The 24,797-nt window shown below is 71.1% G+C and carries 16 protein-coding genes and 1 pseudogene; 9 read left to right on the top strand and 8 right to left on the bottom strand.

The features are described from left to right. Window positions 1-317 precede the first annotated feature (317 nt). Window positions 318-3,122 (top strand): magnesium-translocating P-type ATPase, encoded by a 2,805-nt coding sequence (gene mgtA, locus ACZ3KP_RS13470; RefSeq protein ID WP_467499105.1) that lies wholly within the window; start codon window positions 318-320, stop codon window positions 3,120-3,122. On the opposite strand, the gene ACZ3KP_RS13465 is transcribed toward mgtA, so the two are convergent. From ACZ3KP_RS13465 to ACZ3KP_RS13450, 4 genes are all read right to left on the bottom strand, one after another. After that, window positions 3,079-3,264, bottom strand: a complete 186-nt coding sequence (locus ACZ3KP_RS13465; protein ID WP_467499283.1) for a hypothetical protein — start codon at window positions 3,262-3,264, stop codon at window positions 3,079-3,081. The genes mgtA and ACZ3KP_RS13465 overlap by 44 nt on opposite strands. Window positions 3,265-3,315: 51 nt before the next feature. Then, on the bottom strand, window positions 3,316-5,079 hold the full coding sequence (locus ACZ3KP_RS13460; protein ID WP_467499103.1) for a thiamine pyrophosphate-dependent enzyme: 1,764 nt from the start codon (window positions 5,077-5,079) through the stop codon (window positions 3,316-3,318). Between the two features lie 14 nt (window positions 5,080-5,093). Next, window positions 5,094-6,677, bottom strand: a complete 1,584-nt coding sequence (locus tag ACZ3KP_RS13455; RefSeq protein WP_467499101.1) for an FMN-binding glutamate synthase family protein — start codon at window positions 6,675-6,677, stop codon at window positions 5,094-5,096. A gap of 224 nt (window positions 6,678-6,901) precedes the next feature. Next, entirely contained in the window at window positions 6,902-8,410 is a 1,509-nt protein-coding gene (locus ACZ3KP_RS13450) for a cryptochrome/photolyase family protein (RefSeq protein WP_467499099.1), read from the bottom strand. Window positions 8,411-8,888: 478 nt separating this feature from the next. Between ACZ3KP_RS13450 and ACZ3KP_RS13445 the strand changes: the two genes are divergently transcribed. The 3 genes and pseudogenes from ACZ3KP_RS13445 to ACZ3KP_RS13435 all read left to right on the top strand — a co-directional run bounded on the left by ACZ3KP_RS13445 (window position 8,889) and on the right by ACZ3KP_RS13435 (window position 10,297). Then, a complete protein-coding gene (locus tag ACZ3KP_RS13445; RefSeq protein WP_467499097.1) occupies window positions 8,889-9,239 on the top strand; it encodes an STAS domain-containing protein in 351 nt (116 codons plus the stop codon). A 9-nt stretch (window positions 9,240-9,248) separates the two neighbouring features. Further along, window positions 9,249-9,353 (top strand): annotated as a pseudogene (locus ACZ3KP_RS13440) (FAD binding domain-containing protein); the annotation flags it as partial. A 101-nt stretch (window positions 9,354-9,454) separates the two neighbouring features. Continuing rightward, entirely contained in the window at window positions 9,455-10,297 is an 843-nt protein-coding gene (locus tag ACZ3KP_RS13435; RefSeq protein WP_467499095.1) for an RNA polymerase sigma factor SigF, read from the top strand. Here the strand turns inward: ACZ3KP_RS13435 and ACZ3KP_RS13430 are convergent. Then, a complete protein-coding gene (locus tag ACZ3KP_RS13430; RefSeq protein WP_467499093.1) occupies window positions 10,284-10,739 on the bottom strand; it encodes an STAS domain-containing protein in 456 nt (151 codons plus the stop codon). The genes ACZ3KP_RS13435 and ACZ3KP_RS13430 overlap by 14 nt on opposite strands. Before the next feature lie 170 nt (window positions 10,740-10,909). Between ACZ3KP_RS13430 and ACZ3KP_RS13425 the strand changes: the two genes are divergently transcribed. Then, complete coding sequence (locus tag ACZ3KP_RS13425) at window positions 10,910-11,353, top strand: ATP-binding protein (RefSeq protein ID WP_467499091.1); 444 nt, start codon at window positions 10,910-10,912, stop codon at window positions 11,351-11,353. Between the two features lie 88 nt (window positions 11,354-11,441). Here the strand turns inward: ACZ3KP_RS13425 and ACZ3KP_RS13420 are convergent, their stop codons facing one another. After that, complete coding sequence (locus ACZ3KP_RS13420) at window positions 11,442-13,664, bottom strand: GAF domain-containing SpoIIE family protein phosphatase (RefSeq protein WP_467499089.1); 2,223 nt, start codon at window positions 13,662-13,664, stop codon at window positions 11,442-11,444. A 569-nt stretch (window positions 13,665-14,233) separates the two neighbouring features. Here ACZ3KP_RS13420 and ACZ3KP_RS13415 point away from each other — a divergent pair. The 4 genes from ACZ3KP_RS13415 (at window position 14,234) to ACZ3KP_RS13400 (ending at window position 19,725) form a co-directional block, all read left to right on the top strand. Then, complete coding sequence (locus tag ACZ3KP_RS13415; RefSeq protein WP_467499087.1) at window positions 14,234-14,599, top strand: STAS domain-containing protein; 366 nt, start codon at window positions 14,234-14,236, stop codon at window positions 14,597-14,599. A gap of 203 nt (window positions 14,600-14,802) precedes the next feature. Beyond that, window positions 14,803-18,972: a SpoIIE family protein phosphatase gene (locus ACZ3KP_RS13410; protein ID WP_467499085.1), complete on the top strand. Its 4,170-nt coding sequence runs from the start codon at window positions 14,803-14,805 to the stop codon at window positions 18,970-18,972. Then, window positions 18,972-19,283 carry an STAS domain-containing protein gene (locus ACZ3KP_RS13405; protein WP_467499083.1) on the top strand — a complete coding sequence of 104 codons (312 nt, stop codon included), beginning with the start codon at window positions 18,972-18,974 and terminating at the stop codon, window positions 19,281-19,283. The genes ACZ3KP_RS13410 and ACZ3KP_RS13405 overlap by 1 nt, the downstream gene beginning before the upstream one ends. 46 nt (window positions 19,284-19,329) lie before the next feature. Continuing rightward, the gene (locus ACZ3KP_RS13400) at window positions 19,330-19,725 is read left to right on the top strand and encodes an STAS domain-containing protein (RefSeq protein WP_467499081.1); all 396 of its coding nucleotides are present in this window, start codon (window positions 19,330-19,332) and stop codon (window positions 19,723-19,725) included. A 45-nt stretch (window positions 19,726-19,770) separates the two neighbouring features. On the opposite strand, the gene ACZ3KP_RS13395 is transcribed toward ACZ3KP_RS13400, so the two are convergent. Together ACZ3KP_RS13395 and ACZ3KP_RS13390 are read right to left on the bottom strand one after the other, a co-directional pair. Further along, a complete protein-coding gene (locus ACZ3KP_RS13395; RefSeq protein WP_467499079.1) occupies window positions 19,771-22,209 on the bottom strand; it encodes an ATP-binding SpoIIE family protein phosphatase in 2,439 nt (812 codons plus the stop codon). A gap of 3 nt (window positions 22,210-22,212) precedes the next feature. Continuing rightward, a complete protein-coding gene (locus tag ACZ3KP_RS13390) occupies window positions 22,213-24,684 on the bottom strand; it encodes a SpoIIE family protein phosphatase (protein ID WP_467499077.1) in 2,472 nt (823 codons plus the stop codon). Window positions 24,685-24,797: the final 113 nt, after the last annotated feature.

Genomic DNA, 24,797 nt, shown 5'->3' with positions numbered 1-24,797 from the left:
ACACCGCCGTCGGCGGCGACCGGCGGACGCCCCAGGGCCTCATCCGGCGGGCCGCCTCACTCGTCGGGCGGTCTCATGGCCTGCGCGCCGACTGACCGGAGCACGCCGCACGGTGGGCGGTTGGTCCCCTGGACAGGGCCCTATCGGCCCATAGGGGCGTAAGCGGCGAAGGGGGAAGGTGGGAGCGTGAGGCTACTGCCAGATGATCCGTGCACGCGCCCGTCCTCCCGTCCGCTCGGCATCGCCCGGCGTTCGTTCGGTTGTGTGCCGACGCGTTCCCCTCGGTCGGAAGCCGGCAGGCCGGGCGGTGGTCGCTGATGGTGACCGCTGTCGGTGCGAGGCCGGTGGCCGGGGGGCGTGCCGTCTCGGCGGCCGCCCTGCCCACTGCGCAGGTGCTCCGTGATCTCGAGGTGACCGCCGACGGTCTCTCGGCGGAGGACGCGGCACGACGGCTGAAGCGCTGGGGACCGAACGCCGTCCACTCCCACCGGGCCCGCGCGTGGCTGGTGCTCTGGCACCAGCTGCGGTCCCCGCTGCTCGGCCTGCTGCTGGCCGCGGCCGTGGTGTCGTACTTCGCCGGGGAGCGCAGCGACGCTGTGATCATCGGGGTGATCGTGGCGCTCTCCGTCGGTCTGGGCTTCGTCAACGAGTTCCGGGCGGAGAAGAGCGCCCAGTCGCTGCACGCGAAGATCCGGCACCGGGCGGTCGTACTGCGTGACGGGCGACCACAGGAGGTGGAGGTCACCGCCCTGGTCCCGGGGGATGTGGTCGAGTTGCGGCTCGGCGACATCGTGCCCGCAGATCTGCGGTTGCTCGCGACCGCGGGGCTGGAGTGCAGCGAGTCGGTGCTGACCGGTGAGTCGCTGCCGGTCGCGAAGGACACCGCTGCCGTGCCGGCAGGCACACCGCTGGCGGACCTGACCGGCTGCGCCCTGATGGGCACCGTGGTGCACGGTGGAAGCGGCCGCGGTGTCGTGGTGGCCACCGGTGCCGAGGCCGAGTTCGGGAAGATCGCTGCCGGTCTGAGCGGACACCAGCTGGAGACCGAGTTCCAGGTGGGGCTGCGCCGCTTCTCCATGCTCCTCGTCTACGTCGCCGGGGCACTGACCACGTCGATCTTCATCATCAACGTCGCCCTGCACAAGCCGTTGATCGACGCCCTGTTGTTCTCCCTGGCCATCGCGGTCGGCATCACCCCGCAACTGCTGCCCGCAGTCGTCTCCACCAGCCTCGCCGCGGGTTCCCGGCGCATGAGCCGACGCAAGGTGCTGGTCAAGCGACTGGTGTGTATCGAGGACCTCGGCGACGTCGACGTGCTGTTCACCGACAAGACCGGGACCCTCACCCAGGGACGCATCGACTTCATGCAGGCCATACCCGTCGCCGGCACCTCCGCGGAAGAAGTGCTGCGCCTCGGCCTGCTGTGCACCGAGGCGGACGTGGACGACCGGGGCCGGCCCGTGGGGGGAAACCCGCTCGACGACGCTCTGTGGGACTCCTCGGCCGCGGCCGCCCAGCGCTCGTCACTGAGCGGGTGGACGCGGACCGGCGTCCTGCCCTTCGACCACGAGCGGCGGATGGTGTCCGTCACCGTCACCGATACCGCCGGTGCCGCCGTGCTGATCACCAAAGGCGCCCCGGAAGCGGTGCTGGAACGCTGCGTGCAGGTGCCCGGGCCGACCCGTCACGCCCTGGAAGCCGAGTTCGCCGCCGGCAACCGCGTCGTCGCGGTGGCGAGCCGTCCCGCCGAGACCGGTGCCGGACCTGCTGCTGCCGATGAGCACAACCTGCGCCTGGCCGGACTGCTGGTCCTCCTCGATCCGCCCAAACCCGACGCGGCCGAGGCACTGAAGCGGCTGGACGCGCTCGGCATCACGGTGAAGATCGTCACGGGGGACAACCCCGCGGTCGCCGCCAAGGTCTGCCACGACCTGGGTCTGGCCGACGCCGCCGTGCTGACCGGGACCGACCTGGACGCCATGGACGACGAGCGGCTCGCCGCCGCCATCGGCCGCACGACCGTGTTCGCCCGGGTCAGCCCCGAGCACAAAGCCCGCATCGTGCGGATCCAGCGGAGGACCGGCGGCGACGTCGCCTTCCTCGGCGACGGAGTCAACGACGCCCTCGCGCTGCACGCCGCCGACGTGGGGATCTCGGTGGACTCGGCCACCGACGTGGCCAAGGACGCGGCCGACGTGATCCTGCTGGAGAAGGACCTCGGAGTCCTGGCCGACGGAGTCGCCGAGGGACGGCGCATCTTCGCCAACACCATCAAGTACGTCCTGATGGGCACCTCGAGCAACTTCGGCAACATGTTCAGCGCGGCCGGAGCCTCACTCTTCCTGCCCTTCCTGCCGATGCTGCCCTCTCAGATCCTGCTCAACAACCTGCTGTACGACACCAGCCAGCTCGCCATCCCCACCGACGAGGTCGACGAGGAGCAGGTGCGGCGGCCCGCGCACTGGGACATCGCCTTCATCCGGCGCTTCATGATCTGCTTCGGACCGATCAGCTCCCTGTTCGACTTCGTGACCTTCGCCGTGATGCTGGGCGTCTTCCATGCCGACGCCGCCCAGTTCCACACCGGCTGGTTCGTGGAGTCCCTCGCCACACAAACCCTGGTCATCTTCGCCATCCGCACCCGTCGCGTCCCCTTCTGGCGCAGCCGCCCGAGCCTGCCCCTCACACTCACGGCGCTGGGTGTCGTCGCCATCGGTGCCGCCCTGCCGGCCACCCCACTGGCCCGTGTCCTCGGCTTCCAACTGCTCCCGGCCGGCTTCTTCGCCGCCGTGGCCGCCATGGTCGTCGTCTACCTGGTCCTCGTCGAGTTCGCCAAGCGGATCTTCTACCGGACCGCGCGTGCACCGGCACGTCCGCAACCGGCCCCCGGTCACCGGCACCTACGCCGCCGCGCAGCACGGTTCAGCACCATCACCCGGCTGCCGCACCCGCGAGCCTCCGCCGCGGACGACGGCGGCCTCGGGGGACGCGGCCCCTCCTGGTCGACGTCCTCGCCGACGACTCGTGGGGCCGGGCCGGTATCGGCCAGGCCCCACGAAGGGGTGAGTACGAGTCAGCTCACCATCGGTACCAGCGACCGCGGCCGCCGCCGGCGCTGGTGAAGCGCATGACGAAGCCGAGCAGCCACAACACCAGGACGGCGACAGTCGCGCAGATCGAGCAGCCCGAACCGACGTGGCCGAACAGCCGAATCCATGCGCCGGCACCGCCGTCCGGCCCCCGCCGATCGCCGGTGACGGTCACGTTGTTCCTGCGAGTCCGATCCGCTCCCCTTTCCGCATGCGCGGTTCGCTGTCAGTTCCCGCTCGGCTCCCCGTGGCTGCGGACGACTTCCTTCATCTTGGCCACCGCGAACCCCCAGCCCTGTTCGACGGTCGGCTTGGCCGGGACGGCGATCTCGTCGGGGTTGGTGAGGACGTCGAGCAGTACCGGGCCGGGAGTGCGGAAGGCGCGTCGTACGGCGTCTTCCACAGCGGCCGGTTCCGTCACGCGGATGCCGGTGATGCCCATGGACTCGGCCACGGCGGCGAAGTCGGGATTGTCGAGCACGGTGCCGAACTCGGGCAGGCCTGCCTGTTCCTGTTCGAGTTTCACCATGCCCAGCCGCCGGTTGTCGAAGACGACGAGCTTGACGGGCAGGCGGTACGTCTTGAGAGTCATGAGGTCGCCGAGCAGCATGCTCAGTCCGCCGTCGCCGCAGAAGGCGACGACCTGCCGTTCGCGGTCCAGGCACTGGGCGCCCAGCGCCTGGGGCATGGCGTTGGCCATCGAGCCCAAGTTGTAGGAGCCGACGAGGCGGCGTTCGCCACGCATCTCGACGAAGCGCGACAGCCACACCGTGGCCATGCCCGTGTCGGAGGTGAAGACGGCGTCGTCAGCCGCGATCCGGTCGACAGCCGCGGCCAGGGCCTCCGGACGGATGTCGTGGCTGCGGTTGTCCAGCGCGGAGCGGACACGGCCCAGGAGGCCCTTGTCGTGTGCCGGGTCGGCGAGCCGCGCCTGACCGGTGCGCCACTGGTCGAAGCGTTCGCGTGCCTTCTCCAGGTGCGAACGGTCGCGCGCGCCCTCGGACCCGGCGGGCGCGCCGGTGACATGCTCGAGGAGGTCGCGCACGGTGACGGCGGTGTCCCCCACCAGCCCGAGCTCGACCGGTACTCGGCGTCCGATGTGGGTGGCCTCGGTGTCCACCTGGATCACGGTCCGGCCCTCGGGATACCAGTCCCGGTAGGGGAAGTCCGTACCGAGCATCAGCAGGGTGTCCGCGTCCTGGAGGGCCGCCGCCGCGGCCGGGTTGCCGATCAGGCCGGTCTGGCCGACCTGGAACGGGTTGGTCTCGCCCTCGAAACCGGCCTTGGCCTTCAGTGTGAGCACCATGGGCGCCGCCAAGCGGTCGGCGAGGGTGAGGACGTCCTCGCGGGCGGCTCGGGCTCCCTCTCCGACGAGGAGGGTGACGCGTTCGGAGCGGTCGAGGATGTCCGCGGCGCGGCGGACGGCCGCCTCGTCGGGCCGGCTCACGGGGGCGTTCAGGGAGAACCGGGCGGGGCGGTCGGTGGTCACCTCCCGCTCGCCCAGGTCGCCCGGGACGGTGAGCACGGCGACGCCCTTGCGGCCCCGTGCGTGGCGCACCGCCGTCTCCAGCATCTGCGGCAGCTGGTCCGGGGAGGTGACGGTGGCGCGGAAGACGGCCACGTCGGCGAAGAGGGCGTCGTTGTCGACCTCCTGGAAGTAGTCGCTGCCGATTTCGGCGAGCGGTACCTGGCCGGCGATCGCGAGGACCGGCGCGTGGCTCTTGGCCGCGTCGTACAGGCCGTTCAGGAGGTGGACGGAACCAGGACCGACGGTGCCCATGCACACCCCGAGCGTTCCGGTGAGCTGCGACTGGGCGCTGGCGGCGAACGCGGCCGCCTCCTCGTGCCGGCAGCCCACCCATTCAAGGTTCTCGGTGGTGCGGATGGCGTCGGTCAGGGGATTGAGCGCGTCTCCCACGACGCCGAACACCTGGCGCACGCCGAGTTCGCTCAGCGCGTCGACGATGACACGGGCAACAGTACGGGCCACGTGGGTCCTCCGGTTCAGACGGTGAAGTGGTCGGGGTCGGCGGCGTTCCAGTCGGCCGCCCAAGAGGCCGGCGGCTCGGCGAGCAACTGCCCGGGCTGGAGCCACTCGTACAGCTCCTCGTAGGAGCGCTCGGTGAAGGGGTCGACGCGCCGGCGGAGCATGTGCGGACGCAGCTGCGCGGGGTCGGTGACGCCCATGGACGCCATGATCTGCAATGCGCTGGCCACGGTCGCCTCCTGGAAGCGCTGGACGCGCGCCGTCTTGTCCGGGACGTGGAGTGCGCGGGCGCGGCGGGGGTCCTGGGTGGTGACGCCGGTGGGGCAGGTGTTCGTGTGGCACCGCTGTGCCTGGATACAGCCGACGGCGAACATCATCGCCCGCGCGGCGTTGCCGTAGTCGGCCCCCTGCACCATGCGCTTGACCAGGTCGGTCCCGGTGGCGATCTTGCCGCTCGCGCCGATCCTGATCCGGTCGCGCAGGCCGGTTCCCACGAGGGCGTTGTGCACGGTGAGAAGACCCTCGGTGAGCGGGGTGCCCACGTGGTCCGCGAACTCCAGCGGCGCCGCACCGGTCCCGCCCTCGGCGCCGTCCACGACGATGAAGTCGGGCGCCGTGCCCTCCTCCAGCATGGCCTTGCACACGGCCAGGAACTGCCGCCGCGAACCCACGCACAGCTTGAACCCGGCGGGCTTGCCCCCGGACAACTCACGCATGCGGGCGATGAAGCGAACGAGTTCCCGCGGGGTGGAGAAGACCCGGTGGTACGGCGGCGAGACGACGGTCTGCCCCTCGGGCACGTCGCGGACCCGGGCGATCTCGGCGTTCACCTTGGCACCTGGCAGGACACCTCCGATGCCGGGCTTGGCGCCCTGCGACAGCTTCAGGGACACGCACTTGACGTGGTCGTGTGCGGCCTTGTCGGAGAACTCGGCGGGGTCGAAGTCGCCTTCGGGCGTGCGGCAGCCGAAGTACCCGGTGCCGATCTCCCAGACGAGGTCACCACCCGGGCGGAGGTGATACTCGGACAGTCCGCCCTCGCCGGTGTCCTGGGCGAACCCTCCTGCCGCCGCGCCCCCGTTGAGGGCGAGGACGGCGTTGGCGGAGAGCGATCCGAAGCTCATCGCGGAGACGTTCAGCAGTGCCATGTCGTAGGGCCGGGCACAGTCGCGACCGCCGATCCGCACGCGCGGCTGTTCTTTCGGCACCGCTCGCGGCGCCATCGAGGGGACCAGGAACTCGTAGCCGGGCTGGTACACGTCCCGTTCGGTGCCGTAGGGCTCCTCCGCGTCCGTGCCCTTGGCGCGTTCGTAGACGATGCTGCGCACGTCCCGGTCGAAGGGACGTCCGTCGTAGTTCCGCTCGATGAAGTACTGCTGCAACTCCGGACGTATGCGCTCCATGAGGAAGCGGGCATGGCCGAGGACGGGATAGTTGCGCAGGACCGAATGCCGGTTCTGCAACAGGTCCCACGTGCCCAGCAGAGCCAGCAGCAGCGCCGGTACGGCGACGAGCAGCCACCATGGGGAGATCCAGGCCGCCGCCAGGGACGCCAGCACGCCTGCGACGAGAGTCAGGACGACGATTACGATGCGGGTCACGCCTTGCTCATTGCCGGGGAATCGCTCTCCAGTCCTGCGAGACGTCCTCGGGTCACCGGCACCGGCGCGGGAGTGTCCGCTGGTGAGAGAGGCTCACGCTGCGGGCGGGCGTCCCCCGGTCGCGCAGGCCGCGGCGCCGCGCGGGAGCCTCGCCCACCCCGCGGGCGGCTCCGGTGCGACGGCAGTCCGTCCCTGCCGGGGTGAGGCATCAGGGGCGGCGACGGTCAGGGCGGCCGCCTGTCCCACCGGCGGTTCGTGCTCAGGACGTCTTCCGCGTCGGTGAGGCGGTCCAGGCCCTGGACGGCACGGGAGGTGCGCTGATTGGCGGCGAGCCGCGTGCGGTGGCGGTGCACGAACGACCAGTACCCGGTGGTGTAGGGGCAGGCCCGCTGCCCGGTGCGGTCGCCGGGCCGGTAGGCGCAGCCGTCGCACAGGTCGCTCATGCGGTGAATGTACGCACCGCCCGAGGTGTACGGCTTGGTGGTCATCCGGCCGCCGTCTGCGTACTGGGACATGCCGGTGACGTTCGGCAGCATCACCCAGTCGTATCCGTCGACGAAGCAGCGGTGGAACCAGTCGGTGACCGCTCGCGGGTCCCAGCCGCGCTGCAGGGCGAAGCTCCCGAGGACCATCAGCCTGGGGATGTGGTGGGTCCAGCCGGTGTCGCGGACCTGGGCGAGCACGGTGGCCATGCAGCGCGCGGTGACGGCGTCGGCGTCCAGGTCGAGGAACCACGCGGGCGGACGGGTGTGGTGGTGCAGGGCGTTGTGGTGCCGGTACTCCTCGCCGAAGTACCAGTAGAGCTGCCAGACGTACTCGCGCCAGCCCGCGATCTGCCGGACGAATCCCTCGACGCTGTTGACGGGCGCCTGTCCGGCGTGCCAGGCCTCCTCGGCGGCGGTGACCACCTCGAGCGGGTCGAGCAGTCCGAGGTTCAGGGACGAGGACAGCAGGCTGTGGCTCAGCACCGGGTCGGCGGCGAGCATCGCGTCCTCATGCGCGCCGAAGCCGGCCAGCCGGTGCTCGATGAAGCGGCGCAGCGCGCTCAGGGCCTCGCGGCGGGTGGCGGGGAAGCGGCGGGGGCCGTCCCGGCCGACGAAGCGGATGCCGTCGTCCCGTTCCCAGCGGTCCAGGTCGGCGCGGACCTCGGCGTCGATGTCGTCCTCGTGGGGGCGGTAGGGCTTCGGCGCACCGAGCGTACGCGTCCCTCTGGGTGGGGGTTCGCGGTTGGCGTGGTCGTGGTTCCAGCGTCCGCCGACCGGAGTGTCGCCGTCCATGAGGAGGTCCAGTTCGCGGCGCACCCAGCGGTAGAAGTCCTCCTGGCGCAGCCGTCCGGTGTCGTGTCCCTCGGCCCAGGCGCGGAAGGTGTCGTGGGGCAGCAGGAATCCGCGTGCGGGCAGGACCCGCACCTGGTCCATCGAGCGCACCAGCCGCAGCGCGGCCCTGGACGTGGGGTGGTGGACGGTCACGGCCGCGTCACCGATCGCCTCGCCCAGACCCTCCCGGTACGTCTCGGCGCGCACGTAGCGGACGCGGCCGCCGAGCTCGGCGGCCCGGTGACGCATCGCGGAGAGCACCAGGTGGGCCTTGGCCCGGTGAAAGCGGCGCCGCCGGAACACCGAGCGGGCCTCGATCATCACCACGGACGGGTCGCGGGCGGGTCCGCCGTCCTCGCCCGGGGTGAGGAAGTGCGGGCCCAGCTGGTCGCCGAACAGCCAGTGCGGGTCGGTCATGGTCCCTCCCGACGGTATCGGGGCCGCCGGACCCGGCAGGGCGTGCGCACCAGGCAGCGCACCCGGTACCGGGCGTCCAGCGGCTCCGGCAGCTCCGGCACCAGCCGTGGCGATGTAACCGCCGGTGCCTCCCGGTACTCCTACGGTGCCGCACGCCTGTCCGGATGCGCCGGGTGCGCGCGGCAGACGAGTGAGGCCAGTTCGTTCGGCAGGTCCCAGGAGGCGACCTGAGTGGGCTGCTCGGCTGCTCGGTGACGGGCTTCACAGAAAATCCTCGTCCAGGCAGTCGTGGCCGCAAGCGAATCTGTGTGACGGTGGGGAAGACAACGAGACCGGCCGGCATCTCTCGGTGCCGGTCCTTGGGGAGTTCGGGCGTTGCCCCCATCCCGGGCACCCGCCCCCCGCCATCGTCGTACACCCCTCAAGGGGGGTGCTTCGTCCTTGGGCTCACCAACCCCCGGAAGGGGGGCACGCCCTTATGAACATCACCACCACGATCGACGACACCTCCGCGCGCCTCTCCCTCTGCGGAGAGATCGACTTCGACACCCTGCCCCCGCTACGCGCCGCCGTCGACGCGCTGCCGCCGCAGGTGACCGACGTGCAGTGGGACCTGACTGACACGCCCTTCATGGACGTCGCCGGTCTCCACCTCTTCTTCACCCCCACCACGAGCAGCGGCCCCACGCGCCGGGCGACCGTGACCGGACTGGGCACACAGCCGCTGTCGCTGCTGCTCATGGCGGCCGACCTGAATCCCACCCTCTTCGACCTCTCTCGTCTTCTGCCCGACGTACCCCCAGCCGACCTCACGCCCGTAGTCCGGTGAGCGTCCCGGCCCGGATCCGGCTGCGCCGCCCTGCACGGCTTCAACCGGAGGCATGCCGTCCTCGGCACCTCCCGCTCCTGCGTGGCCACGTGCCTCTCCGACGTCGCCGGTGCGCCCCACGCAGGAGTGAGTGCGGGATCACGGGGTAGGCGCAGCGTCGTCGAGCCGTTTCGGCAGGCGGTAGTGGTGAGATCGATCGTGGGAGGGGAATCAGCATGGCGACCAGCACGCTGGCAGCGGGGACCCGGACAGTCGAGTTGCCGGAGGTCGCCGATCCCTCCCGGATGGCACCCAAGGACGCTCGCGACTTGTCGAAGCTGTTCTTCCGGCAGCTGGCGGTTCTGGAGGAGGGCACGCCGGAGTACAGCTACGCTCGCAACACGCTGATCGAGATGAACATGTCCCTGGTCCGCTACGCCGCGGGCCGGTTCCGCAGCCGTGGGCCGGAGGAGATGGAGGACATCGTCCAGGTCGGCATGATCGGCCTGATCAAGGCGATCGACCGGTTCGAGCTGTCCCGGGAGGCGGAGTTCACCTCCTTCGCCATCCCCTACATCGTCGGTGAGATCAAGCGGTTCTTCCGTGACACCACCTGGGCCGTGCACGTGCCGCGCCGCCTCCAGGAGGCCCGTGTCCAGCTCGCCAAGGCGACGGACGAGCTGCGTACCCGGCTCGACCGCGATCCGACGGTCAAGGAACTGTCGGAGCTGATGAGCCTGTCCGAGGAAGAGGTCGTCGAGGCCCGATTGGCCTCCAACGGTTACAACTCCTCCTCTCTGGACGCCGCGATCAACGGCAGCGAGGACGGCGAGAGCGCCCTGCAGGATTTCATCGGCACCGAGGACGCGGCGCTGGAGCTGGTGGAGGACTTCCACGCCCTCGCCCCCATGATCGCCGAACTCGACGAGCGCGACCGGAAGCTCATCCACATGCGGTTCGTGGAGGAGCTGACCCAGGCTCAGATCGGCGAGCACCTGGGTGTGTCGCAGATGCACGTCTCGCGGCTGCTGTCCCGGTGCCTGGCCCGACTCCGTGAAGGCATGCTCACGACCAGCTGATTCTCTTCGAGGTGCCCTGCTGATGCCCGCCGCGGTGGTGGCGGGCATCAGCCACGTCCGGTTCCTCCGGCTGCCGGGTGCAGGCGGCGAGGGCTTCGCGAAGGGTGGGGTGGCAGGGAATGACCTCGGTGAGGCCCACGATCCCGAAGGTGTCGGAGAGGGCGGGGCTCGGGGCTGCGAGTCGCAGTCGGCCGCCGTGGTCCTGCGCGGCGTGATGAGCGGCGATGAGGGCGTTGATGCCGCTGGAGTCCATGAAGGTGACGCCGCTGAGATCCACCACCGTCACCTGAGCGGCGGCGCCTTCGGCGGTCAGGGCGTCCAGGAGCTGTGGAGCGCTGTCGAGATCGATCTCGCCGCACGCCGTGAGCACCCTGACGCCATCGCCATCGCCATCGCTATGGCCACAGGTGATCGAAAGGCGCCCCTTGTAGTCGTCCGTCACAGCCCCTCAGCATCTGTCGGTGCCGCCCAGAACCGCTTCCTCGATGAGGATCTGCTCACGCATGGTACTGGTAAGGCACCCGGATGGCCCTGCCGCAGACACACGGTGCGCGGGCGGGATACCCGCCGGGAAGGACAGCGTAAGCGACTGAGTCCGGAGTGGCAGGACGGATGGCCGAGGACCCGGAGCGCCAGTGTTGCCAGGGATCGGATGCGACGGCGGTCGAGGAGACCGTCCCACTGGCGGGAGACGCTTCCTGCATCGCCGAGGCCCGTCGCCGAACTGCTGTCTTCCTCACCCGGGTCGCAGCCGCCGACAGTGCCGCGACGGTGTCGGAGCGCATCCTGGGCCTGGCACAGCTCGTGGTGAGCGAGTTGGTCACCAACGCCTGCAAGTACGCACCCGGCCCCATTCTGTTGCGGCTGCGCCGGGCGGAAGCCGCGGTGGAGGTGGAGGTGTGGGACGGCCATCCGGACGTTCCGGCGGCCGAGCGGGCGGACCCGTACCGGGTGGGCCGGCACGGCCTGGAGATCGTGAAAGCCGTCGCGGCCGACCTCACGGTTGTGCCTGAGGCGGCAGGCAAGCGAATCACCGCCCGGATCGATCTTTGGTGACCGGTTCACTGACGACGAGCCGGGCGTCCTGGCCGGGCCGCTTGCCTGGCTGGGCCGCTCACGCGGAGGGTGCCCCTCCTGCGGAGGCTTACCGGACGGCTGGGGTGGCCGTCAGGACGAGGGCGGCCTGGTCGTCGTCCATGCCCGTGGTGCCGGTGAACGCGTGCACGGCCCGGGTGAGAGCGTCGATGATCGCTTCTGGGCGGGTGTCGCGCCGGCCGGCCAGCGTGAGCGTGAGGCGGTCTTCGCCGAACTGCTCCCCCTGCTGGTTGCGGGCCTCGGTGAGGCCGTCGGTGTAGAGCAGCAGACTCTCGGACTGCTCGAGGTGAAGACGGTGGGTCTCCAGATCCGGGTGTGGGGTGACCCCGAGGAGCGGCCCCTCGCACTGGACGGGGCGAGGGGCGCGGCTGCCACGGATGTGGAGGGGCAGGGTGTGGCCGGCGCGTACGAGGGTGATGTCGAGGCCCCCGTCGGCGGCGGGCGTGAGGTGGCCGTACACGAGGGTGACGAACCCGGTTCCGTGGCTGTCCGGGCGGTCGAGGAGGGCTTTGTTGATCGCCTGGACGACGGCGTCCGGCCCCGGCAGGAGGGGGGCGACGGCGCGTGCGGTGTGGCGGACCAGCGCGGTGGTGGTGGCGGCGGTGGCACCGCGTCCGCAGACGTCGCCGAGCATGAACGCCCAGGTCAGGTCGGTGAGGGGAAAGACGTCGTAGAAGTCGCCGCCGATGTCGAGTCCCTCACCGGCCGGGTGGTAGTACGTGGCCACCCGCGCTCCCGGCAGATCGGGGACCTCGGGCAGCAGCAGTCCCGCTTGCAGGTCACGGGAGAGGGCGGCGCGCTGCGTGTACTGGCGGGCGTTGAGGGCGGCCGAGGCGGCGCGGCGTGCGAGCTCTTCGGCCAGGGCGACGGTGTGGCCGCCGAACGCGCTCTCCTCGGTGGTCAGCAGGGTCAGGGTGCCGAAGGCGCGGCCGCGGTCGAGCAGGGGGACGCACAGGTAGCCGGTGACCTTGAGGTCCAGCCAGGGGCCGGGGCCGGTGGGGGCGCGACGGGCCACCTCGCTCAGTCCGGAGGCCAGGACGCGGGCGACGGCGTCGTCGGCGGCGTCGTAGACCGGGATGTGCGAGGACAGCAGCGCGTCCTCGTCCGGGGTGGGGGCGGCGGTGGCGATGCGGCGCACCCGGCCGGCATCGACGACGTCGATCGCGCACAGCGGTGCCAGCTTGGGGGTACACAGCAGGGCCAGGCGCTGGAGGGTCTGGGTCTGGTCGAGGCCGGCGGTCAGCCGGGTGCTGGCCTCCAGCAGGAAGGCGAGGTCGTCGCGGGCGGCCTTCTCCTTGGCCTCGGCGGCCCTGCGGGCCTCCTCGGCCTGGTGACGTTCGATGGCCAGGGCGGCGGTGTCGGCGAACACCCTGGCCAGAGCCAGGTCGGCGGCCTGCGGCGCGCGGGGGGTGCGGTGGTACATCGCGAAGGTGCCGAGCAGGGAGCCGTCCCGGGCCAGGATCGGAGTGGACCAGCAGGCCGCCAGCCGTGCTCGGTCGGCCAGGTCACGGAAGTCGTCCCAGAACGGGTCGGTGGCGATGTCCGAGACGATGACCGGTGCTCGGCGGTGGGCGGCGGTGCCGCAGGAGCCGACTCCCTCGCCGGTGGCGATGCCGTCGATGGCCTGGTTGTAGAAGTCGGGCAGGCTGGGCGCGGCGCCGTGGCGCAAGTGCCGGCCGTCGGCGTCCGCGAGGAGGACGGAGACGAGGACCTCCTGGGGTGTCAGCTCCTCGATGGCGCGGGCCATGCCGTCCAGCACCTGCTCCAGCGGTGCCTGGCGGGCGATCTGCTCCAGCAGGACGCGGTGCTCGGCCGTCAACCGCTGGGCCTGCATGAGCTGGGTCGTCTCCACACCGATGACGCGTACGCCGATGACGTTGCCCCCGACGTCGAGACGGGGCTCGTAGGTGAAGTCGAAGAACGCCTCACGCGCGTCCGGGCCGGTACCCAGCACGACACGGGCGTTGCGGCCGACATACCGCTCGCCGGTCCGGTACACCCGGTCAAGCAGGTCCAGAAACCCCTGGTCGGCGAGTTCCGGCAGCAGCTGCCCCAGCGGCACGCCGGTTCGCGCCCGCGCCTCGCCACCGATCGCGGTGAAGAACGCGACATTGGCCGCCTCCACCATGTGCGCCGGACCGGCCAGGGACGCGAACACGGCGGTGGACTGACCGAACAAGGCCCGTAGATCGCGTTCGGTGTCCCCCGTGCCGGTCTGGTCGTAGCCTGCGGAGGAGGAAGGTACGGGTTCCTGTTCCGAGACGTGGCTCATCGCCCGCTACCTTCCACTAGCCGAACGCAACGACGGACCGTCCTCGCTGCCGGACTCTCGAACCGCGCTGCTTGCGCTCACGGCCTGGTGCAGGGTGGCGTGTACCCCGATCACCCGGTCAAGCCCGGTCAGGGCGTCGCTCGCTCCGACGACCCGCGTCGATGACAGAGACCGCCCGACGACGGCTTGGACAGGGCCTCATCGACATGGGGTTCCGCGTACCGGAAAAGGGCCCCTCACAGGGGCCCTTTTCCGGTACGCGGAGGTCAGTGCTTGAAGGCGTCCTCGGCCTTTTCCCTGGCCTGCTCGGTCTTCGCCTGCGCTTTCTCGTCGGCAGTCACAGAACAACGCCTCCTCGTAGCTTGGGGACCGCAGTCGCGGTAACCCGCTCGTGCCCCTGCTTCCCCTTCATAAACAAGGTGCCGATTCATGCGCTCCACGAGCGCCGATGTCCCGCGAGGCGAAACGATCGCGACCGCGTAGGATGAGCCCCGCCGGGCGGGGAACCTGTGCGAGTGCTGCGGAATCCACCGCCCCGCACGCAGTCGGCCGATCGCACAGGAGACCTGGTGAACGACGCAGAGGGCGCTCTCGAAATCAGAACGCATCCCAGTCCGACGGGGCCCGTCGTCGTGCACCTGGCCGGGGAGCTGGACCACTACACAGGCCCCCGGCTCCGTGTGGCCGTGGAGGAGGTGCTGCGCGATCCAGGCGCGGGCATGATCGCCGACCTGTCGGACCTGCACTACTGCGACTCCACGGGAATGACCGTGATCATAACGGCCTATCGTCGCGCCCTGGCCGTGGGCTCCTCCTTCGCGGTCGCGGGTCTGAGCCCGGCCATGGACCAGCTCTTCCGGGTGGCGGGACTCGATCAGCTGTTCCCGTTGCACGCCAGCGTCCAAGCGGCCGCGGAAGCGCTGCGCGGCGATTGAGCGCTGGGCGGCGATGGAGCACGAGGGCGGCCCGGCGTCCTGAGGTGCCTCCCGTGCGGGTGCCGTGGTGGGCCCGCACTATTCTGGGGCCCGCGAACGGTGGGCCGTGGATCGGCGCGTTCCCGCGAAGGGCGCCGGGGCACCGCCTGGGGGAGCACAGACGTGGCCAGGAACCTTGGCCGGCTTGAGGGGAAGGGGATCGCGTGGAGCGTTCAGGCCGGCCGGTGGACAGGCCCCGGGCCGTGGTCGCCGACGATGTGTTCGCCGCCGACCGGGAGGTGGGCGGGCACCTTGCCGAGGTCGACTGGACGGCCACGCCGCTCGGTCCGCCACAGGAGTGGCCGCAGAGTCTCCAGACCGCTGTCAGCATCCTGCTGTCCTCCCGGTTCCCGATGTGGATGGCGTGGGGCGAGGAGCTGACCTTCTTCTGCAACGCCGCGTACCGGCGCGACACGCTCGGCCGCAAGTACCCGTGGGCGCTCGGCCGGCCCGCGAGTGAGGTGTGGGCGGAGATCTGGGGGGACATCGGCCCGCGCATCGAGGCCGTGCTCAGCACGGGCGAGGCCACCTGGGACGAGGGGCTGCTCCTCTTCCTGGAGCGCTCCGGCTACACCGAGGAGACGTACCACACGTTCTCCTACAGCCCGCTGAGGGACGACGCCGGTGAGGTCGTCGGCATGCTGTGCGTGGTCAGCGAGGACACCGAGCGGGTGATCGGCGAGCGGCGCATGGCCACCCTTCGGGACCTGGGCTCCGACCCGAGTGTGCTCCGTACCGAGCAGGAGGCGCTGGCCTTCACCGACCAGCAGCTGGACCGCAACCGCAAGGACCTGCCCTTCACCCTGACCTACCTGTTCGACGGCGACTCCGCCTGGTTGGCCGGGGCGACCGGGGCGACCCCCGGTCTGCCCGTCGCACCGCGGACCCTGTCCCTCGCGGATCCGGAGGGCGTCTGGCCCGCGGCGGCGCTGGCCGAGGGCGAGGCTCGGGTGGCACCGCTGACCGGCGACGCGTTCGCCGACCTGCCCGGCGGTGACTGGCCCGAGCCCCCGGTGGAGGCGCTCGTGGTGCCCTTGCTCCAGCAAGGCAGCGTGCCGTACGGCTTCTTCGTGGCCGCCCTGAACCGCTACCGCGACCTGGACGACGGCTACCGGGGGTTCATCGAGCTGACCGCCGGACACATCGCCTCCGGGATCGGCAGTGCCCGCAACTACGAGGCGCAGCAGCGGCGGGCGGAGGAACTGGCCGAACTGGACCGGGCCAAGACCACCTTCTTCTCGAACATCAGCCACGAGCTCCGCACTCCCCTGACCCTGATCATGGGACCGGTCGAGGAGCTGCGCACCCGGCTCACCGACGCGGACGAGGAGACACGTCAGGAACTCGACGTCATCCATCGCAACGGGCTGCGGCTGGGCAAGCTGGTCAACACGCTGCTGGACTTCTCCCGTATCGAGGCCGGACGCATGCAGGCCCGCTACGAGCCGGTCGACCTGGCCACGGTGACGGCGGAGCTGGCCAGTGTCTTCCGTTCGGCCATGGAGAGGGCCGGGCTCGCCTTCGACGTGGACTGTCCCTCCCTGGACGAACCGGTGTACGTGGACCGCGGCATGTGGGAGAAGGTGGTCCTGAACCTGCTGAGCAACGCGCTGAAGTTCACCTTCGACGGAGCGGTTCGCGTGGCCGTGCGCCGGTGCGGCCCGCACGCCGTGGTCACCGTGGCCGACACCGGGACCGGCGTGCCGGAGGCGGAGATGCCGCGGCTGTTCGAGCGCTTTCACCGCATCGAGAACGCCCGCTCCCGGTCCAACGAGGGAAGCGGTATCGGACTGGCCCTGGTGCGGGAGCTCGTCGGTCTGCACGGCGGCACGATCCGCGCGGAGAGCACCGAGGGGAAAGGCACCACCTTCACCATCCGGGTGCCCTTCGGCAGCGCGCATCTGTCCAGCGGCTCCGTGGTGCCGGAACCAGGCGGCAGCGCGGCCTCGGCCACCGCCGACCCCTATGTCGAGGAGGCCCTGCGCTGGCTTCCGGCGGCTGACGTCGGCGCCGCGGCCGAGGACCGCCCGGAAGGGGTGGGAGCTGTCGCGTTCGGGTCCGGCGCCGGTTCCTCCCGCAGCGCCCGGGTGCTGGTGGCCGACGACAACGCCGACATGCGTGAGTACCTCACCCGCATCCTGGCTGCCGCGGGGTACGAGGTCGAAGCGGTCACGGACGGCATCGAAGCACTCGACGGCGCCCGCCGTCGCACTCCCGACCTCGTGGTCAGCGACGTGATGATGCCCCGGCTGGACGGCCTGGAGCTGGTGGCGCGACTGCGCGGGGACCCGCGTACGGCCTCGGTGCCCGTACTGCTGCTGTCGGCCAAGGCGGGGCAGGAGGCATCGATCGAGGGATTGCAGGCAGGCGCCGACGACTACCTGGTGAAGCCCTTCGCCGCGGCCGAGCTGCTGGCCCGGGTGCGCGCGAACGTCGAGCTGGCCCGGCTGCGCGGCCATCACCTGCGCTGGCGGACGGCGCTCATCGACTCCCTCCAGGAGGCGTTCTTCGTCTGCGACGAGTCCGGGGCCGTCGTGGAGATCAACACGGCCTTCACCGACATCCTCGGCTACGGTCCCGAAGATCTCCCGTACACCCCGATCCACCCGTGGTGGCCGGACGAGACCACCGATCCGAGCGCATATCAGCAGTTCGGCGATGCCTTCGCCGAACTGCTGGAGAACTCCCAGGGCTCGTACACCGCCCCGGTCACGCATCGTGACGGTCGTCGCCTGTGGATCGCCGTGACCTTCAACAAGGCCGAGGATCCGGACACCGGGCGCCGGGTCACCGTCGGCACCTTCCGTGACGTCACGGCCGAACACTACGCCGTCCAGCGCGAGACGGCGCTGGCGGCGATGAGCACCTCGTTGTCCCGTGCCGTCAGCCTGCCCGAGGCGCTGTCCGGTGCCCTGGACGAGCTGCGGTCGTTGTGGCGGGCACGCGTCGTGGGGGCCGCCGTCTTCGCCGGCGGCGACGTACCTGCGCTCACGGCCACCGACGCGAACCTGCGGTGGGAAGACCTGCCGACCGAGCGTCAGGAGCTGCTTGCGGCGCTGCGCCGGCGGCCCATGCTCACCGCCGAGGCGGACGACAGCGGTGCCGGTGTCCTGCTGGGGCACCCCGAGGGCCCGATGGTCCTGTGGGTCGATCTGGGCGGACACCGGCCGTTCACCTCCGAGGACCAGCTGCTGCTGTCGCTCCTGGCCGGGCACCTCGCGCAGGGACTGGTCCGCGCGCACCAGATCGACCAGCAGCGGGAGACCGCCATCGCGCTCCAGCGCGCCATCCTGGGCCCGGCCCGGCTGCCCGAGGGCTTCGCCGTGCGGTACGAACCCGCCACGCGTCCGCTGGAGGTGGGCGGCGACTGGTACGACACCGTCACTCTGACCGACGGACGGATCGGCATCGTCGTCGGCGACTGCGTCGGCCGGGGCCTGGAGGCGGCCAGCGTCATGGGGCAGCTGCGCAGCGCCTGCCGCGCACTGCTGCTCCAGGATTCCAGTCCCTCCCGGGCGCTGATGGCCCTCGACCAGTTCGCGGCCAGTGTTCCCGGCGCCCTGTGCACGACCGTCTTCTGCGGTGCACTCGACCCCGGCACCGGAGAGCTCACCTATTCCAGCGCCGGGCATCCGCCGGGCATCCTCGTGCACGCCGACGGCACCACTCGGCTTCTGGAGGAGGGGCGTTCGCTGCCGCTGGCCGTACGGCCGGGCCGACCGCGACCGGAGGCCGCGTGCTCCCTTCCCGCGCGGGCCACGCTGCTGCTGTACACCGACGGTCTCGTCGAACGCCGGCGGCGTCCGCTCACCACGGGGATCGAGCAGGCGGGCGAGGCCGTGCAGGAGGGCCGCGCCCTGCCCGTCGAGGATCTCGCCAGCTCGGTGATGGCGAAGCTCGCGCCGGCCGGCGGGTACGACGACGACGTGGCACTCCTGCTCTACCGCCACCCGGCGCCGCTGGAGATGTCCTTCCCGGCCGAGTCCTCTCAGCTGGCGCCGGTCCGCAGGGCGTTGCGCTCCTGGCTCGACCGGTGCGACCTGCCGCCGAACGCGGTGCAGAACGTTCTCGTCGCCGCCGGGGAGGCCTGCGCGAACGCGATCGAGCACGGCCACCGGCACACCCCGGGGGAAGCCGTGCGGCTGCGCGCCGAAGCGCTGGTCGACACGCTGCGTGTGACGGTCGTCGACAGTGGCCGGTGGAAGGTTCCGCAGCCCGAGAAGAATACTCACCGTGGCCGGGGCATGTCCCTGATGCACGCCCTGATGCAGCAGGTCACCGTCGCCCCCGGCCCCACCGGTACCACCGTCGACATGCAGATGAGGATCGCCTGATGACCACCCCGCTCACGCTGACACCGGGCCGGAGCCCGGACGGCACCGTCCGTCTGGTCGTCAGCGGCGAGATCGACATGAGCAACGTCGGTCATCTGGCCGAAGCCCTGGACAGCGGCTCCGGTCCCCTGGTCGTGGACCTGACCGGGGTGGAGTACCTCGACAGCGCGGGGCTGAGCGTGCTGTTCGCCCACGCCGAGAGGCTGGAACTCGTCGTGCCCCCGTTGCTCGGACCCGTCCTGTCCGTCTCGGGCCTCGCCGATCTGGTCACCGTCCACGGTCTCGAGACCCACGACGGGCCGCAGTGCTGACCCGACCCGTCGGCCGAAGCCGCACCGTCCCGCCCGGCCAGGAGTGATGTCTCACGTGAACGACACCCTCGACACGACCGTCCGATACCCCGGTGACCGCACAGCCGTCGTCGTCGTCACCGGCGACGTCGATCTGCACACCGCGCCCGTGCTGCGCGCGCAGGCGCTGACCGTGGTGGAGCAGGGTTCCCCGCACGTCGTCCTGGACCTGGCCCAGGTGGACTACGTCGACTCGACCGGCCTCAGCACCCTCATCGTCCTGCTGCACGCCGCTCAGGAGGCAGGCGGCTCGCTCCGGGTCGCGAGCGTCCCCGACCGTCTCGTGCGCATGGTGACCCTGACCGGCATCTCCCAGATGCTCCCCATCCACGAGACGGTCGCCGACGCGCTGGCCGCCCTCGGCGCGGACGGTGCCGAGGGCAGCGCCGGCCCGTCGGCCTGACACCCACGGCGGGCCGAAAGAGCCGAAGACGGCCGCCGGGCGTGATCAGTGGGGGCGCGCGAGGGGCTGTTCGGACCAGATGGTCTTGTGGTTCTGGCCGTGGCGGCAGCCCCAGCGCTCGGCGAGTCGGGCAACGAGGAACAGTCCGCGGCCGCCCTCGTCGGTGGTGCGCGCGCGGCGCAGGCGGGGTTGGGCGGTGTTGGAGTCGGTGACCTCGCAGACCAGCACGTGGTGCCGGATCAGGCGCAGCTCCGCCGGCGGACGACCGTAGCGGATCGCGTTGGTGACCAGTTCACTGACGATGAGCTCGGTGGGGAACAGGAGGTCGTCCAACCCCCATGCGGTGAGCTGGCGGGTCGCCCATGCCCGAGCGTCCGAGACGGCAGCCGGATCAGCCGGTATCCACCAGCGGGCGGTGTCGTGGGCGGGTACGGCGCGGGTGCGTGCCAGCAGCAGGGTCGCGTCGTCACGTGGTGCTTCGTCCACCAGACGGTCGAGGAGTGTCCTGCCGGTCTCCTCCAGCGGGCGGTCCGGGCGGCAGGAGATGGCGAGAGCACGGGTCAGCCGCTGGAGCCCGGCGCAGACATCGTGTGTGGTTCGCTGGACCAGGCCGTCGGTGTACAGCGCGAGGACGCTGCCCGGCTCGACGTCGATCGTGGTCGTCTCGTACGGCATGCCGCAGACGGCGAGGGGCGGCCCCGGGACGATGTCGACGGCTTCGGCACTCCCGTCGGGCCGCACGAGCACCGGCGGCGGGTGCCCGGCACTGGCCATGGCGCAGCGTCGGGTGACCGGGTCGTACACCGCGTACAGGCAGGTGGCGCCCATGGCGTCATGGTCGCCGGAGGGTGCTTCCGCCGCGAGGCGCTGGACGAGGTCAGCGAGACGCGTGAGCAACTCGTCCGGCTCCAGTTCGAGGTCGGCGAGGGTCTGGATGGCAGCGCGCAGCCGGCCCATGGTGGCACTGGCGGGTATGCCGTGGCCGATCACGTCTCCGGCGACGAGGGCCAGCCGGAGCGCGGGCAGGGGTATGGCGTCGTACCAGTCGCCACTGGTGCCGCCCCCACGCTCGGTGGGCAGGTAGACGCCGGCGGTCTCGGCTGCCGGAGTGTCGGTCGTGGCCGGGGGAAGGAGCCTTTGCTGCAGGGCCATGGCCGCTCTGTGCTCGCGCGTGCAGCGGCGGGCGTTGTCGATGGCGAGTGCTCCCCGTGAGGCGATCTGCCTCATGAGATCCACCTCGTCCTCGGTGAACGGTTCGGAGGGGCCGGTGCGCCAGACCACGATCGCTCCGAGGGTGAGGCTGCGGGCGTGCAGTGGTGCCACCATCACCGCCTGGACGTCGTGCGGGAGGAACTGCTCGGCCGCATGGGGGCCGCCGATCAGGGCGATGTAGTCGTCCCGGTCGTAGACGACCGTCTCGCCGTGCTGGAAGCGGCGCAGGAGGGGGTGGTCGGACAGGGACGGGACGAGGTTGCCGCGCCGGATGCCGGGCGGCCAGTCCGCGGTGACCGGCGCCAGGGCGGCGTTGCGCAGATGCGGATCTCCGCCGCCCAGTCGCTCTGCGGGTTCGTCACCGTCGAAGACGGCGTCCGCCAGGTCGACTGCTGCGAGATCGCCGAAGGTGGGTACGAGGGCGTCCGCGAGATCCTGGGCGGTCCGCACGGCATCCAGGGAGCCCCCCACCCGCTCGGCGACCGCGTGGGCAAGATCCAGCTGCCGACGGGCACGCAGTTGGCCAGTGTCGTCTATGTACAGGGCTGCGACTCCGGTGGGGTGTCCTCGCGCGTCCTCCAGCCGGAAGGCGGACAGCGACAGCGCGTGTCGCCGCGCCGGATGGTGTCGCCACCTCACTCGCTGCTCCCTGTGGATCACCGGGACGCCCGTCTCGAGCACGTGCCGCAGTACCGCCTCGAGGGTCTCGGCGTCCTCGGCGCACAGCAGGTCGCTCAGTCGGGCGCCGGGCTCTACGGGACGGCCGTCGGGAGTGTCCGGCGTGGCGTTCGTCTGCACGGTGGTGAGATCCGTGTCGTGCAGGGCGATCGTGATCCGGTTCTGTGCGGACAGTGCGCGCAGGAGGGCCGCGCCGTGCCGATGGTCGGCGACGTGCGGAGTGGGGGCCGCGAGCACGAGGAAGTCCGCCGAGCCGCTCACCCGTGTGGTCCGGAATGTGACGTCGATCGTGGTGCCGCACCGGTGACGCAGTCGTACCCGGCCGGTCGCCGGTACGTGTACGGCCCTGGGCGGGTCGTGCGGGAGGCCGGCCACGAGCTCCCGCACGGGGCGGCCGTGGACCTCGTCGGCGCAGAACCCGGTCAGGTCCTGTGCTGTGCCGGTCCACCCCACCACCGTGCCCCGATCGTCGAGCACGGCCGCGGCCAGACCGTCGAAGGCGGGCGGCCGGTCGACGGGGCCGACGCCGAAGACGCCCGTCGTACCTCGAAAGGCGCCGGCCGGGTCGGCGTTCTCAACATCCGATGCGTCCATGTCTCAGGCTTTCCTCACGAGGTTCGTCGGGGACGGCAGGTCCTGTTCGGCCCAGACGACCTTGCCGTCTGTCAGGGAGCGGGCACCGCACCTGCGCGACAGCCGGCCGACGAGGTAGAGGCCGCGGCCGTGCTCGTCGAGATCGCCGGGATGGCGGGGGCGTGGCTGACCGGTGTTGGTGTCGGAGACTTCGCAGGTGAGCACCCGGTGCTGGATGAGTCGTAGGCGGATCGGGCCGTCGCCGTGGCGGACCGCGTTGGTGACCAGTTCACTGACGAGCCACTCCACGGACGTCGCCATCGACTCCAGACCCCATGCACGGAGTTGACGGACGACCAGACGCCGGGCCATCGGGACGGTGACGGGTTCGTTCGGCAGGTCCCAGAACGCGACCTGGGCGGGTGGCAGGGCGCGCGTCCGCGCAAGGAGCAGGGTGACGTCGTCGGCCGGTGCCTGCGCCGACAAGGTCTCCATCGCCCGCGAGCACAGGTCCTCCAGGGCGGCACCGGGCTGTGCCAGGGCGGCGCCCAGACGCCGCAGCCCGACGTCGATGTCCTCGCCGCGGGCCTCCACCAGGCCGTCGGAGTAGAGGGCGAGCACGCTGCCTTCGGGCAGTTCCAGTTCCACTGACTCGAAGGGCACCAGGCCGAGACCGAGACCCAGCGGGGCTCCGGCCGGCAGGTCGGGGACGGTGACCCCGCCCTGTGCGTCGACGATCAGGGGCGGCGGATGCCCGGCCCGTGCCAGCGTGCACCGTCGGGAGACCGGGTCGTAGACGGCGTACAGACAGGTGGCACCGACTACCGCGGGCACCCGGTCGGTGTCGTCGGCGTCCTCGTCGTTCAGTCGCCGGACCGTGTCGTCGAGGTGCGTCAGCAGTTCGTCCGGGGGCAGGTCGAGGTCCGCGAGCGTGCGTACGGCGGTGCGCAGCCTGCCCATGGTCGCCGCGGCGTTGATGCCGTGGCCCACCACATCACCGACGACCAGGGCCACCCGGGCACCGGACAGCTCGATCACGTCGAACCAGTCGCCCCCCACTCCGTGGTCCATGTCGGCGGGGACATAGCGCGAGGCGACCTCGACGGCAGCGCCGCCCCCCACACGGTGAGGGAGCAGATCGCGTTGCAGTGTGAAGGCGGCGGTGCGCTCGCGCGCGTACTGGAGCGCGTTGTCCAGACAGAGCGCGGCCCTGGTGACCAGCTCCTCGGCGAGGAGCAGGTCGTCCTCCTGGAACGGCGTCTGTTCCGTGGACCGGCCGAACAGGGCCAGTCCCAGCACGCAGTGCCGGGCACGGATGGGTACGACCATCAAGGAGTGGACGCCGCTGTCGCGTACTTTCCGCGCCCGCACCGCGTCATGGTCGACCCATGGGCCGGAACGGGTGTCCAGCACCGGCTCCAGGTACGACCGTCCCGTGCGCATGGCGGCGAAGAACGACGAGTCCGGGTGGGGGTGGACCACTTCTTCACGCACCCACGGCAACTCGAGGAGCCCCAGGTCGACGGAGGCCACACCGGCACGGCGCAGCAGCGGCGGTCGCCCATTCGTCGTGCCGGTCCGTGCCGGCGGCTGGACGCCGAACGGAACGGACTCCACGAGATCGACCAGGGCGTGGTCGGCCAGCAGGGGCACGGTGAGCTCTGCCAGTTCCTGGGCGGTCCGCATCACGTCGAGGGTGCTGCCGATGTGCGTGCTGGCCTCGCTGAGGATGGCGAGGCGCTCGCGCGCCCGCTTGTTTCCGGTGACGTCCACGGTCATGGAACACACGCCCAACGGGGTGCCGTCCGCGCCCTGGAGACAGAAGAAGGAGGCGGAGAACGCATGCTCACGGGGCCGGTCCGCGGGCGGCCACGCGCGGTACTCGTGCACCGTCGTCCTGCCGCTCTCCAGCACCTGTCGCATCACGACCTTGAGCGCTTCGGCCTCGACGGCGGGCAGTGAATCCTGCAGACCGCGCCCGAAGCGTCGGTGACGAGGCACGCCGTCGTGCCGCTCCATGGCGTCGTTCACCCAGACACAGCGCAGCTGCGCGTCATAGACGACGATGCCGATCGGGGCTCGGGCAAGGAGCGACTCCCGCACTGGTCCCCCGGTCGCCCCCGAGGACAGGGAGCCTATGTCCGTCACGGACGCCAGCCACCGAGTGTCGTCGTCCTGGCCCCGGAGCAGCGAGACCCGCAGCGTCATCCTGAGCGTGTGGCCGTCGCGGTGGCGTATCGCGACGGTGCCGGACCAGCCGCCCCGCGCACGGCACTGCTCGGCGAACGCCAACGCCCTCCGGGCGTCCTCGGGAGGCGGCAGCACCTGTGCGGCGGACCGGCCCACCACTTCGCCGGCCGCATGACCGACGAGCTGCTGAGCGGCGTGCGTCCACCCCACGACGATGCCCTCGGCATCGATCACCGCTATCGCGGCATCGGGCACCTCGGGAAGGCTCAGCGGCTCGGCGAGGAGGGTGTGGTCAGTGTCGGTCATTCGCGGTCCATCCCATCAGTGCGGAAGTAGGAGCGTCGGCCTGTGGCCCGGCGACCCTGTGTGCGGCGGTGGTGAACAGCGAGGTCCCGGTGAGCGGCACACCGCGTGACATG

Source organism: Streptomyces sp. NPDC020958 (assembly GCF_055562175.1).
Note: the sequence above shows the minus strand (reverse complement) of the source record. Positions and strands in the feature narration are given on the sequence as shown.